This is a genomic window from Arthrobacter sp. GCM10027362, from assembly GCF_042679445.1.
Lineage (GTDB): Bacteria > Actinomycetota > Actinomycetes > Actinomycetales > Micrococcaceae > Crystallibacter.
Window position 1 is genome coordinate 1 of the sequence record NZ_JBHTML010000133.1, and the last position, 12,221, is coordinate 12,221.

At 68.2% G+C, this 12,221-nt stretch carries 12 protein-coding genes; 9 read left to right on the forward strand and 3 right to left on the reverse strand.

From position 1 onward, the window contains the following. The 5 genes from ACFQ36_RS16230 to ACFQ36_RS16250 form a co-directional block, all read left to right on the forward strand. Positions 1-394: thiamine pyrophosphate-dependent enzyme (locus ACFQ36_RS16230; protein WP_377015382.1), on the forward strand; the 394-nt coding region annotated here is incomplete at its 5' end. Further along, positions 387-1,427, forward strand: a complete 1,041-nt coding sequence (locus tag ACFQ36_RS16235) for an alpha-ketoacid dehydrogenase subunit beta (RefSeq protein ID WP_377015384.1) — start codon at positions 387-389, stop codon at positions 1,425-1,427. The genes ACFQ36_RS16230 and ACFQ36_RS16235, both read left to right, overlap by 8 nt. Continuing rightward, positions 1,420-1,749, forward strand: a complete 330-nt coding sequence (locus ACFQ36_RS16240; protein WP_377015386.1) for a biotin/lipoyl-containing protein — start codon at positions 1,420-1,422, stop codon at positions 1,747-1,749. Before ACFQ36_RS16235 ends, ACFQ36_RS16240 begins: the two co-directional genes overlap by 8 nt. A gap of 23 nt (positions 1,750-1,772) precedes the next feature. Further along, positions 1,773-2,579 carry an alpha/beta fold hydrolase gene (locus ACFQ36_RS16245; RefSeq protein WP_377015388.1) on the forward strand — a complete coding sequence of 269 codons (807 nt, stop codon included), beginning with the start codon at positions 1,773-1,775 and terminating at the stop codon, positions 2,577-2,579. Positions 2,580-2,698: 119 nt separating this feature from the next. Then, positions 2,699-3,640 (forward strand): serine/threonine-protein kinase, encoded by a 942-nt coding sequence (locus ACFQ36_RS16250; RefSeq protein WP_377015402.1) that lies wholly within the window; start codon positions 2,699-2,701, stop codon positions 3,638-3,640. Positions 3,641-3,654: 14 nt separating this feature from the next. On the opposite strand, the gene ACFQ36_RS16255 is transcribed toward ACFQ36_RS16250, so the two are convergent. The 3 genes from ACFQ36_RS16255 to ACFQ36_RS16265 form a co-directional block, all read right to left on the reverse strand. Then, entirely contained in the window at positions 3,655-4,542 is an 888-nt protein-coding gene (locus ACFQ36_RS16255) for a helix-turn-helix domain-containing protein (protein ID WP_377015390.1), read from the reverse strand. Positions 4,543-4,625: 83 nt separating this feature from the next. Further along, on the reverse strand, positions 4,626-6,212 hold the full coding sequence (locus tag ACFQ36_RS16260; RefSeq protein WP_377015392.1) for a 4-hydroxyphenylacetate 3-hydroxylase family protein: 1,587 nt from the start codon (positions 6,210-6,212) through the stop codon (positions 4,626-4,628). A 58-nt stretch (positions 6,213-6,270) separates the two neighbouring features. Continuing rightward, entirely contained in the window at positions 6,271-6,762 is a 492-nt protein-coding gene (locus tag ACFQ36_RS16265) for a flavin reductase family protein (RefSeq protein ID WP_377015394.1), read from the reverse strand. A gap of 415 nt (positions 6,763-7,177) precedes the next feature. On the opposite strand from ACFQ36_RS16265, the gene ACFQ36_RS16270 reads away from it, so the two are divergent. From ACFQ36_RS16270 to hpaD, 4 genes are read left to right on the forward strand one after another with little or no spacing between them, the layout of a single operon-like run. Further along, positions 7,178-8,644 carry a fumarylacetoacetate hydrolase family protein gene (locus ACFQ36_RS16270; RefSeq protein ID WP_377015404.1) on the forward strand — a complete coding sequence of 489 codons (1,467 nt, stop codon included), beginning with the start codon at positions 7,178-7,180 and terminating at the stop codon, positions 8,642-8,644. A 14-nt stretch (positions 8,645-8,658) separates the two neighbouring features. After that, complete coding sequence (locus tag ACFQ36_RS16275; protein ID WP_377015396.1) at positions 8,659-9,345, forward strand: GntR family transcriptional regulator; 687 nt, start codon at positions 8,659-8,661, stop codon at positions 9,343-9,345. 39 nt (positions 9,346-9,384) lie between these two features. Then, positions 9,385-10,914, forward strand: a complete 1,530-nt coding sequence (gene hpaE / locus ACFQ36_RS16280) for a 5-carboxymethyl-2-hydroxymuconate semialdehyde dehydrogenase (RefSeq protein WP_377015398.1) — start codon at positions 9,385-9,387, stop codon at positions 10,912-10,914. A 29-nt stretch (positions 10,915-10,943) separates the two neighbouring features. Further along, positions 10,944-12,041: a 3,4-dihydroxyphenylacetate 2,3-dioxygenase gene (gene hpaD, locus ACFQ36_RS16285; protein ID WP_377015400.1), complete on the forward strand. Its 1,098-nt coding sequence runs from the start codon at positions 10,944-10,946 to the stop codon at positions 12,039-12,041. Positions 12,042-12,221: the final 180 nt, after the last annotated feature.

Below are 12,221 nucleotides of genomic sequence, written 5' to 3' on the forward strand. Positions count from 1 at the left end.
CGCCGCCGTCGCCCAGGCGGCCGCCGCGGCGCTGGCCCATGCGCGCTCCGGCAACGGCCCCGCCCTGGTCGAGGCGATGACCTATCGGCGCGGCCCGCACTCCACCAGCGACGATCCGGGCCGCTACCGGACGCTGGCGGAGGAACGGCTCGCCGCCGGGGAAGACCCGCTGGCCCGGCTGCGCGCCCGGCTGCTCGAAGACGGGGCCGCCGACGAGGCCTTCTTCGCCGCGGCACTGGAATCCGCGGAGCAGGAAGCGGAGCAGATCCGCACCGGCCTGGAGGCCCTCGGCCCCCGCCCGGGCACCGAGATGTTCGATTTTGTCTTCCAGGAACCCACCGAAGCACTGAAGGACCAGGCCGCGGCCTGGCGGGAGGAGTCCGAACATGTCTGAGGTCATGGAAGCCCCGGCGGTCCAAAAGGCCGATACTGAGCGTGTGGAAACCCTGTCCATGCAGCAGGCGCTGAACCGTGCACTGGCCGAGGTGCTCGAGGACAACCCGCGCGCCGTCGTGCTCGGCGAGGACGTGGGACGCCTCGGCGGCGTCTTCCGCGTCACCGACGGGCTGCAGGCCCGCTTCGGCGAACAGCGCGTGTTCGACACCCCGCTGGCCGAATCCGGCATCCTCGGCATGTCCGTGGGCCTGGCGATGGCCGGCTACCACCCCATCCCGGAGGTGCAGTTCGACGGCTTCGCCTACCCGGCCGTCAACCAGATCGTGTGCCAGGTGGGCCGGATGAACTACCGCAGCCGCGGCACCCTGCCGATGGGCATCACGCTGCGGGTGCCCAGCTTCGGCGGCATCCGCGCCCCCGAACACCACGGCGAGTCCCTCGAATCCCTGCTCGCCCACGTGCCCGGCCTGAAGGTGGTCTCCCCCGCGGACCCGCACCAGGCCTACCACCTGCTCAAGCACGCGGCGGGGCGGCCGGACCCGGTCATCTTCATGGAGCCGAAGTCCCGCTACTGGCAGAAGGCCGAGGTGCAGTTCGACACCGCCGCACACGGCTTCGAGCCGCGCGGCGCCCGGGTGGCCCGCGAGGGCCGGCATGTGACCCTGGTGGCCTGGGGCGCGATGGTGGCCCGCTGCCTGCAGGTGGCCGAGCTGGCCGCCGAGGACGGGATCGACGTCGAGGTGCTGGACCTGCGCTGGCTCAAGCCGATCGACGCCGAAGGGCTGGCCGCCTCCGTGGCCAGGACGCGCCGCGCCGTCGTCGTGCACGAGGCGCCGCTGGCCGCCGGGCTGGGCGCCGAGGTGGCCGCGCTGATCACCGAACGCTGCTTCGGGACGCTGCGCGCCCCGGTTCAGCGGGTGACCGGTTTCGACGTCCCCTATCCCGCCGGCGACCTGGAAGACGAATACATCCCCAACATCGACCGCATCCTTTTCGGGATCCAGCGAGTATTGGAGTACCGCCGTGGCTGAAATTTCCTTTCCCCTGCCGGACCTGGGCGAAGGCCTGATCGAGGCGACCGTGCTGGAGTGGCTGGTCTCCGAGGGCGAACAGGTGGAACGCAACCATCCGCTCGTGGAGGTGGAAACCACCAAGTCCGCCGTCGAACTGCCCTCCCCGCAGGCCGGCAGGGTGGTCAAAACCTATGGCAAACCCGGCGAAACGATCAAGGTGGGCGATCCGCTGGTTGTCTTCGAGGTTCCCGACGACACCGCGGGTATTGTGGGCACTGTACCGAAGGAAGAGGCGCCCAGGCGCCGGGTGCGGCTGAGCGCCGTGCTGGACGAAGACTGACCCCCGACTTGAGGACGGACATCATGGAAGCCCACCGGGACAGCCTCGTTGAAGGCGTGGATCCGCACCTGAACGTTCAGGTCCACGAGGCCGCCGAGGGAAGCTTCGGACCGCACCGGCCCGTGATCCTGCTGCACGGCTTTGCCTCCTCGGCCAAGCTGACCTGGGAGGACACCGGCTGGGTCACGGCCCTGAGCCAGGCCGGCCGCCGGGTGGTCACGGTGGATCTGCCCGGCCACGGCGGCAGCCCGGTCCGGGAGGAGATGGATGCCTATTCCCCCAGCCGGATGCGGGCGGACCTGCTGCAGCTGATCCAGAATGCGCACGTGCGGCCGTTGAAGGACGGCGACGACGCCACAGGAGTGGACATTATCGGCTATTCGCTGGGCTCCCGGCTGGCCTGGGAGTTCGGCGCCACCCAGCCGGAACTGGTGCGCCGGATGGTGCTGGGCGGACCCAGCGTCCACGACCCGCTGGCGGACTTCGACCTGCCGGCGGCCCAGCGCTACCTCGCGGACGGCACGCCGATCGAGGACCCGACCACGGCCGAGCTGCTGCGGATGGCCAAACTGGTGCCCAGCAACGACCTCTACGCGCTGCTGACCATGATCGAGGCCGTCAAGGTCGAGCCGTTCGTACCCTCCGACGCCATACCGCGCATGCCCCTGCTGCTGGTAGCGGGCGAAAAGGACGAGCTGGCGCACACCGCCGAGGAGCTCGCCCGGCTCAGCGGCCAGGCCGAGGTGCTGTGGCTGCCGGCGCGCACCCACGCCAATGCGCTCACCTCGCGGATCTTCAAGAATGCGGCCGTCGAATTTCTGGCAGGTTAGCTGCCTGCCGGCCCCCATCCCCCGCACGCCCGGGGCAGGTCCCCCCGGCGGATAGGCAGGTACAATCTTCCTTATAACAGCAGACTGAATATTTGAGGCGGCTCGGAGGCGAAGTGGACATGCTCGTGGGGGGCCGCTACAGGACGGGCGATCTCCTCGGCAGCGGCGGGGGTGCTTCGGTGTACCGTGCCATGGATGAAGCGCTGGGCCGCCAGGTGGCCCTCAAACTCTTCGCTCCCGCGACCGAGGACGACGACAAATACCGCCGCCAGCACACCGAGACGCTGCTGCTGGCCAAGCTCAACCATCCGGGACTGGTGACGCTGCTGGACGCCGGGCTGCACACCGATGCCTCCGGCGCGACAACGAGCTACCTGGTGATGGAACTGGTCGAGGGCGAGGATCTGCGCCGCCTGCTGGCCCGCGGCCCGCTGCCACCCCCGGACGTGGCACAGATCGGCGCTGACCTGGCCGATGCCCTGAACTATGTCCACCAACAAGGTGTCATCCACCGGGACATCAAACCGGGAAACATCCTGCTCAGCGGCGGCGGAACGGACACCCGGTACCACCCCAAGCTCACCGATTTCGGCGTCGCCCGGCTTCTTGACGCCCCCACCGCCACCTCCCACGGCGCGACGATCGGCACCGCGAACTACCTCAGTCCCGAGCAGGCGCTGGGCGAGACCATCACCCCTGCCACCGATATCTACTCCCTGGGCCTGGTGCTGCTCGAGTGCCTGACGGGCGAGAAGGCGTTCCCGGGCCCGCCGGTCGAATCGGCCGTTGCCCGGCTGCTCCGGGATCCGCAGATTCCGCAGTCCCTCGGCGACGGATGGGGCCGGCTGCTGACTGCCATGACCGCCCGGGATCCCCTGGCCCGGCCCAGCGCGCACGACGTCGCCGTGACCCTGCGTTCCTGGTCCGAGCCCGCGGTCACGGTCCATCTGGCCCCGGAGGCGGCAGTTGCGCACGTTCCGGTTGCGGAGACGGCCGGAACCACGGTCACCGGCGGAGTGATCATCCCCACTCCACCGAACCGCGCACCGACCGTGGGCTAGCGCGCCGGAGCGGATCAGCCGCCCAGGGCGTGCTGCCGGTAGCGGCGCGGGGTTTCGCCGTAGGCCTCCTTGAAGATCCGGGAGAAGTGCGTGGCGTCCGGGAAGCCCCAGCGCTCGGCCAGGGTCCGGATGCTCTCGGCTTCCTTGAGCGGGTCCACCAGGTCGCGGCGGATCATCTCCAGCCGGCGTTCGCGGATCCAGGTGGAGACGGTGGTGCCCTGTTCGCGGAAGAGGATGTGCAGCTGCCGGGTGGAAATGAAGTGTTCGGCCGCGATCGCGTCCGGGGACAGGTCCGGATCCGCCAGCTTTGCCATGATGGACTCGCGGATGGCCATCATCTGTTCCAGCCGGGCGCGGGAGCGGTTCGGCGCCACGATCCCCATCTTTTCGGAGAACGCGGCGGTGACCAGATCCACCATGGACGCCGCCATGCTCAGGCCCAGCCGGCCCTCCAGCGCCGTCAGGTTGCGGGCCACCCCGGACAGGAACGCCGAGACGATCGCCCCGAGCCCCTCGCCGCCGGAGATCCGCATCCCGGCAATGCCGGCCAGCGCCTTGGGCGGCAGGTTGATCAGCTGCTGCGGGAACATCACCACCAGGGAGGTCGAGTCGGCCTCGAACCGGCGCTCGTAGGGGACGGTGGAGTCATAGACGGTGAAGTCCCCCGGCAGCAGCAGGTCCTGGTGGCCGTGCTGGCTGATGGTGCTGCTGCCCTCCAGCTGCAGCGAGATGCTGAAGAAGGGATCCGCGCCGGCCGAGGCCAGCCGCCGGGTCCGCTCCAGCCAGTGCCGGCTGGCGCTGACGGTGAACAGGCGGATCCCGTTGACGGTGATGGCGTCGATCCGGGCGCGGAAGTTCTCGTCGTCGGTCTGGATGTCCAACGGCAGCAGCAACGATGCCACCGTCCGTCTCCATTCGGTCAGGTCGGAGATCTGAACGGAAGACACCGTTGCTGCTGCCAAGGACTGGAACTTTCGAAGTGGGCTTAAAGGTTGAACTTCCCAATCATATTAACGTCCCCGTTGCCGACCAGGTCCGGCACGGTCCAGCCGTCCTCGTCGTACTCGGACATGAACTGGTCCGCGAACGCGGTGAACTGGTCCGTCAGGCCGTAGCCCTTGGTGACGTTGAGGATCTCCAGCCGGACGCCTTCGTGGTTGCCCTGGTAGTTGCGCTCGTAGAGTTCGTGGCGGGAGCCGAACTCGGAGTTCGTCGCGTCCCAGAGCGCCTTCATCGTCTTGACCCGCTGCAGGGCCTCGACGCCGTGCGAACCGCGCACATACTTGTCCAGGTAGCCGCGGACGTCCTCATTGCCGAAGTCGGACACGTGCGAATTCAGGTAGATCAGCGCCGAGCCGAGGTCCTTCTGCACGATTTCGCGGATCTTGGGGTACTGCTGGGTGGAGAACCAGGAGTAGGCCATGGAGGCGATGCGGTCCGGCTGTACGAAGCCCTCGCGGCCGCCCTTCCACGGCTCCGGGTTCCGGGCCATCGCCTCGGAGAGCGACCAGAAGAGGTGGCGGATGGCCATGACCTCGCCGATGCGGGTCTGCACGCCGCGGAAGTCGGAGGTGCCGGTGAGTTCCAGGGCCTTGACCAGCAGGCCGGTGAGGAAGTCCATCTTCACGGCCAGGCGGGTGCAGCCATGCAGCAGCAGGCGCGCCTTGAAGCCGGACTTGACCGAATACTGCGAGACCTTCTCGACGTCGCCGTAGACGAAGACGTTCTCCCACGGGACCAGGACGTCGTCGAGCACCAGGATCGCGTCATTCTCGTCCAGGCGCGAGGAGAGCGGGTAGTCGAACGGGCTGCCCATGACGTCGGCGGTCATCGCGTAGGAAGCGCGGGAGATCAGCTTCAGGCCCGGGGAGTTCATCGGCAGGGTTGCCACCACGGCGAAGCGCTTGTCCTTGATGGGCATGCCGTAGTGCGCGATGAAGTTCATGTTGGTGATGGCCGAGCCGGTGGCCACCACCTTCGCGCCGGAGAGCACGATGCCCGCGTCGGTTTCCTTCTTCACATGCACGAACACGTCGCCGACCTCGTCGGCCGGGCGGTCGCGGTCGATCGGCGGGTTGACGATGGCGTGATTCCAGTAGAGGACCTTCTCCTGCGCCTCCCTGTACCAGCGGTGCGCGTTCTCCTGGTAGGGGTTGTAGAACTCGTCGTTGGCCCCGAGGCTGGCCAGGAAGGAAGCCTTGTAGTCGGGGCTGCGGCCCATCCAGCCGTAGGACATCTTCGCCCAGGCGGCGATTGCGTCGCGGCCCTTGAGCAGGTCCTCCGACGACTTCGGCGCCTTGAACCAGGCATGGGTGTAGCCGCCGTTGCCGGTGTCGGTGGGGACGGTGAGCACATCCCTGGTCTCCGGCGCGTGCAGGGACTCGTACTGCCGGGCGATCATCCGGGCCGAATTGCGGAACGCCGGGTGGGTGGTGACGTCCTTGACGCGTTCGCCGTAGATGTAGACCTCGCGGTCGTCCCGGATGCTTTCCAGGTACTCCTTGCCGTTCATCGGCCGGTTGACGGTCCCGTCCGCCGCGATCATCGGCTGCTCGGTCAGGGTCTCGGTCATTGTGGATGTTCTCCTTGCTGGGTGCTGCGGGGTATCGGTGCGGCGGGAGCGGCCGGGTTCAGGAAACGGCCCGCCAGCCGCCGCGGTAGAAGACCAGGGGTTCGGCGTCGGGCCGGTGGCCGAAGTCCGCCACCTCGCCCAGGACGAGCACGTGGTCGCCGCCGTCGTACCGGCGCCAGGGACGGCAGGTGAACCAGGCGAGGCTGTCCGCCAGCCGCGGCGCCACGCCGTCGTAATTCCAGTCGATCACGTGGCCGTCCTGGGGCTTGCCGGCGAACTGCATCGCGGTGGCGTGCTGGGCGTCGTTTAGGACGTTGATGGCGAAGGGCCGGTCCGCCAGCAGCTGCCCGGCCTTGGACGAACGCATCAGGGACACGAGCACCAGCGCCGGCTCCATCGAAACGGAGGTGAACGAGTTGACCGTGGCGCCGAAGACGCCGCCCTCGTGCCCGTAGGTCACGACGGTGACGCCGGTGGCGAAGTTGCCGAAGGTGTTGCGCAGTTCGCGGGTATCCAGCTTGGGCTGGACGTCCTGCAGCTGTGCAGTCATGTCTGTCTCCTTGGGGAGTCGAAGTGGCCGCCGGCAGCTTTCCGGGTATTTCTCCTGCCGGGAAGGCTGCCGGCCCGGTGGTCCTGGCATCCACCATAGGTTTTGGGGCCGCCGTGATTGTTTGGACTGAGCGAAGAAAAAGTGACGCAGGGCGCACGTCCTGGCTGCCGCATCCCATCCATGTTCGGACCGGACGTTCGGGAAGAAACCTTCCACCCAAGGGCTTGACGTGATGCCCGGCACGGGCGAAGATGGATCGTATACGATTTCGTACATCACGGGAGATACCCCGGATGTGCGCACGGGATCTGCACGGTGCCCGGCCGTATACCGACGCTTGTACACACAGGAGGATGTTTTGTCCGAAGGTTATGTTGCCCAGGAGGTTTCCCAGGAAACTTCCCCGGACAGCCGGCTGCGGCCGCTGGATGCCGCAGCACTGAAGAACACCGGCAAGGTCCTGGCCGTCCACCTCTCCTACCGCTCCCGGGCCGCCCAGCGCGGGCGGATCCCGGCCAACCCGTCCTACTTCATGAAGGCCTCCTCCTCGCTGAGCCTGTCCGGCGGCACCGTGGAGCGCCCCGCCGGCACCGAACTGCTCGCCTTCGAGGGCGAGGTCGCCCTGGTCATCGGCAGGCCCGCCCGGCGGGTGGGCCTGGACGAGGCCTGGAGCTACGTCGGCGCGGTGACGGCCAGCAACGACCTCGGCGTCTACGACATCAAGTACGCGGACAAGGGCTCGAACATCCGCTCCAAGTCCGGTGACGGCTTCACCCCCGTGGGCCCGAACCTGATCCCGGCCGAGCTGGTGGACCCGGCCGGCCTGCGGATCCGCACCTGGGTCAACGGCGAACTGGTCCAGGAGGACACCACCGCGGACCTGATCTTCCCGTTCGCGCAGATCGTGGCGGACCTGTCCCAGCTGATGACGCTGGAGCCGGGCGACATCATCCTCACCGGCACCCCGGCCGGCTCCTCCGTGATCGTTCCCGGCGACGTCGTCGAGGTCGAAGTGGATTCCCCGGACGCCGGGCTGAGCAGCGGGCGCCTGACGACGACGGTGACCCAGGGTGAGGTGCCGTTCGCCGGGTTCGGCGATACCCCGAGGATTACCGACAAGGACCGCGAGGACGCCTACGGCTCCGCCGAGGCCGCCGGGCTGGCCCCCGCGGCCCCGGTGCTGACCGAGGAGCTGAAGGCCAAGCTGGCCTCCGTCGCCACGGCCACCATCTCCGCGGCCCTGCGCAAGCGGGGCCTGAACAACGTCAGCATCGACGGCCTGCAGCCGACCAAGACGGGACGGAAGGTCATCGGCACCGCCCGCACCCTGCGCTACGTGCCCAACCGCGAGGACCTGTTCAAGAGCCACGGCGGCGGCTACAACGCGCAGAAGCGCATCATCGACGCCCTCAACGAGGGCGACGTGCTGGTCATGGAGGCCCGCGGCGAAAAGGGAGCCGGCACGCTCGGGGACATCCTGGCCCTGCGCGCCCAGGTGCGCGGCGCCGCCGGCGTGATCACCGACGGCGGCGTGCGGGACCTGTCCGCGGTGGCGGACCTGGACATTCCGGCCTTCTACTCCAATGCGCACCCGGCCGTGCTGGGCCGCAAGCACGTCCCGTGGGATACCGACGTCACCGTCGCCTGCGGCGGCGCGACGGTGCAGCCCGGCGACATCATCGTGGCCGACGAGGACGGCATCCTGGTGCTGCCGCCGTCGCTGGCCGAAGAAATCGCCGAGGAGGCCGTGGAGCAGGAACGCCAGGACAGCTTCGTCTTCCAGATGGTCAAGGAAGGCCACAAGGTCGACGGCCTGTTCCCGATGAACGCGGACTGGCTGGCGAAGTACCGCGAATGGGTCGCCGCCGGCGGCGGGCAGTAACGGCAGGCCAGGGCATGTCCATCGCAACCTCCGCGGGCCCTGCGGCCGTCTCCAAATCGGAGCAGGCCTACGGGATCCTCAAGGACCGCATCACGGGCGGCAGCCTGGTGCCGGGCTACCGCCTGGTGCTGAGCACGATCGCCGACGAACTCGGTTTCAGCGTGGTGCCCGTGCGCGAAGCGCTGCGGCGGCTGGAGGCCGAGGGGCTGGTGAAGTTCGAACGCAACGTCGGAGCCACCGTGGCCGGCGTCGACGCCACGCTCTACCTGCACACCATGCAGACCCTGAGCGTGATCGAAGGCGCGGCCACGGCCCTGGCGGCACCGCTGATCACCGCCGAGGACATTGCCAAGGCCCGCTACCTGAACCGCGAGCTGCGCGCCTGCCTGGAGAACTTCGAACCGGGCCGGTTCAGCAGGATCAACAACGAGTTCCATGCGGTCCTCTACGGCCACTGCCCCAACCCGCACATCCTGGACCTGGTCCACCGCGGCTGGAGCCGGCTTTCCGCCATGCGGGCCTCCAGCTTCGACCTGATCCCGGGACGGGCGCGCGAATCGGTCCAGGAGCACGAGAAGCTGCTGGCCCTGATCGAATCGGGGGCGGACGCGCACACCATCGAGATGGCCGCACGGGCGCACCGGACGGCCACGCTGAACGCCTACATGGCGCAGAACAACCAACCACCCTCAACAATCTGACAGACCCACCGGAACACACCCCAGAAAGAAAGGTACATCGTGGCCGAGCACTACGTTCCCGAGAACCTGCCCACCCACATCCAGCACTACATCGGCGGCAAGCTCGTCGACTCGATCGACGGCGATACCTTCGACGTGCTGGACCCGGTCACCAACCAGCCGTACATCAAGGCCGCTTCCGGCAAGGTCGCCGACATCGACGCGGCCGTTGCTGCCGCCAAGGACGCTTTCGAGAACGGCCCCTGGCCGGGCATGCTTCCCCGCGAACGCTCCCGTGTACTGCACCGGATCGCCGACATCGTCGAGTCCCGCGGCCAGGAACTGGCCGAGATGGAATGCTTCGACACCGGGCTGCCGATCAAGCAGGCCCTGGGGCAGGCGCGTCGCGCCGCGGAGAACTTCCGCTTTTTCGCCGACCTGATCGTTGCCCAGCACGACGACGCCTTCAAGGTCCCCGGCCGCCAGGCCAACTACGTCAACCGCAAGCCCATCGGCGTCGCCGGCCTGATCACGCCGTGGAACACCCCGTTCATGCTGGAGTCCTGGAAGCTGGCTCCGGCGCTGGCGACCGGCAACACCGTGGTCCTTAAGCCGGCCGAGTTCACCCCGCTCTCCGCGTCCCTGTGGCCGGGGATCTTCGAGGAGGCCGGCCTGCCGGCCGGCGTCTTCAACATCGTCCACGGCTTCGGCGAGGAGGGCTACGCCGGCGACTCCCTGGTCAAGCACCCGGACGTCCCGCTGATCTCCTTCACCGGGGAGTCCCGCACCGGCCAGATCATCTTCGGCAACGCGGCTCCGTACCTGAAGGGCCTGTCCATGGAGCTGGGCGGCAAGTCCCCCGCCGTCGTCTTCGAGGATGCCGATCTGGAGGCCGCCATCGACGCGACCATCTTCGGCGTCTTCTCCCTCAACGGCGAGCGCTGCACCGCCGGGTCCCGCATCCTGGTCCAGCGGAGCATCTACGACGAGTTCGTGGAGCGCTACTCCGCCCAGGCCAAGCGCGTGAAGGTCGGCTTCCCCCACGACGAGACCACCGAGGTCGGCGCCCTGGTCCACCCGGAGCACTTCGAGAAGGTCATGTCCTACGTGGAGATCGGCAAGCAGGAGGCGCGCCTGACCGCCGGCGGCGGCCGCCCGGAGGAGTTCCCGGAGGGCAACTTCATCCAGCCGACCGTCTTCGCCGACGTTGCCCCGGACGCCCGGATCTTCCAGGAGGAGATCTTCGGTCCGGTGGTGGCGATCACCCCGTTCGACACCGACGAGGAGGCCCTTGAGCTGGCCAACAACACCAAGTACGGCCTGGCCGCCTACATCTGGACGAACGACCTCAAGCGGGCCCACAACTTCGCCCAGAACGTCGAGGCCGGCATGGTGTGGCTGAACTCCAACAACGTCCGCGACCTGCGCACCCCGTTCGGCGGCGTGAAGGCCTCCGGCCTGGGCCACGAGGGCGGCTACCGCTCCATCGACTTCTACACCGACCAGCAGGCTGTCCACATCAACCTCGGCGAAGTGCACAACCCGGTCTTCGGCAAGGCCGAGGATGCCGCCGCAGTGACCGACGCCTAGCCCCGGCGACCCATCCAGAGGAGAAAACAATGAGCAACGAAATCCCCAAGCCCTCCGTCCCGGCACCGGACATCCTGCGCTGCGCCTACATGGAGATCGTGGTCACCGACCTGGCCGCCTCCCGCGAATTCTACGTGGACCTGCTCGGCCTGCACGTGACCGAAGAGGACGAGAACGCGATCTACCTTCGCTCCTTCGAGGAGTTCATCCACCACAACCTGGTGCTGCGCAAGGGCCCGGTCGCCGCCGTCGCCGCCTTCGCCTACCGCGTGCGCAGCCCGGAGGACGTGGACAAGGCCGAGGCCTACTACCAGGAGCTGGGCTGCCGCACTGAGCGCCGCAAGGAAGGCTTCGTCAAGGGCATCGGCGACGCCGTCCGCGTGGAGGACCCGCTGGGCTTCCCCTACGAGTTCTTCTACGAGACCGAGCACGTCGAGCGCCTGCACATGCGCTACGACCTCTACTCCGCCGGCGAGCTGGTGCGCCTGGACCACTTCAACCAGGTCACCCCGGATGTCCCGCGCGGGCGCAAGTACCTCGAGGACCTCGGCTTCCGCGTGACCGAGGACATCAAGGACGCCGAGGGCACCACCTACGCGGCCTGGATGCACCGCAAGGGCACCGTGCATGACACCGCGCTGACCGGCGGCAACGGCCCGCGCATGCACCACGTGGCCTTCTCCACCCACGAGAAGCACAACATCATCCAGATCTGCGACAAGATGGGCGCGCTGCGCATGTCCGACCGGATCGAGCGCGGCCCGGGCCGGCACGGCGTCTCCAACGCCTTCTACCTGTACATCCTGGATCCGGACGGCCACCGCGTGGAGATCTACACCCAGGACTACTACACCGGGGACCCGGACAACCCGGTGATCACCTGGGACGTGCACGACAACCAGCGCCGCGACTGGTGGGGCAACCCGGTGGTCCCGTCCTGGTACACCGAGGCCTCCCTGGTGCTGGACCTGGACGGCAACCCGCAGGAAGTGATCAAGCGCGAGGACACCTCCGAGATGGAGGTGACCATCGGCGCCGACGGCTTCTCCTACACCCGGGCCGAGGACGAGTCGGGCACCTACCGCGGCGAGGCGGCCAAGGGCTTCAAGCTCGGCAACCTGGTCTAAACGGCCAGCGACGACGGCGGGGTGCGGCACGATGCCGCACCCCGCCTTTGTCGTGTCCGGGCCAGCTGCTAGTCCTGCCGGAGGACCAGGCCGCCGTCGTCGGCATCAAGGCGGGTGCCGAAGCCGGCGGAAGCCTCGGCCAGGACGCGGCGCAGCCACTCGGCGTCGGCGGCGCCGGCC

Bases quoted from the DNA above. Each gene is read 5' to 3' on its own strand.
- ACFQ36_RS16235 (WP_377015384.1), top strand. From the start codon at position 387: ATGTCTGAGGTCATGGAAGCCCCGGCGGTCCAAAAGGCCGATACTGAG.
- ACFQ36_RS16245 (WP_377015388.1), top strand. From the start codon at position 1,773: ATGGAAGCCCACCGGGACAGCCTCGTTGAAGGCGTGGATCCGCACCTG.
- ACFQ36_RS16250 (WP_377015402.1), top strand. From the start codon at position 2,699: ATGCTCGTGGGGGGCCGCTACAGGACGGGCGATCTCCTCGGCAGCGGC.
- ACFQ36_RS16260 (WP_377015392.1), bottom strand. From the start codon at position 6,212: ATGACCGAGACCCTGACCGAGCAGCCGATGATCGCGGCGGACGGGACC.
- ACFQ36_RS16265 (WP_377015394.1), bottom strand. From the start codon at position 6,762: ATGACTGCACAGCTGCAGGACGTCCAGCCCAAGCTGGATACCCGCGAA.
- ACFQ36_RS16275 (WP_377015396.1), top strand. From the start codon at position 8,659: ATGTCCATCGCAACCTCCGCGGGCCCTGCGGCCGTCTCCAAATCGGAG.
- hpaD (WP_377015400.1), top strand. From the start codon at position 10,944: ATGAGCAACGAAATCCCCAAGCCCTCCGTCCCGGCACCGGACATCCTG.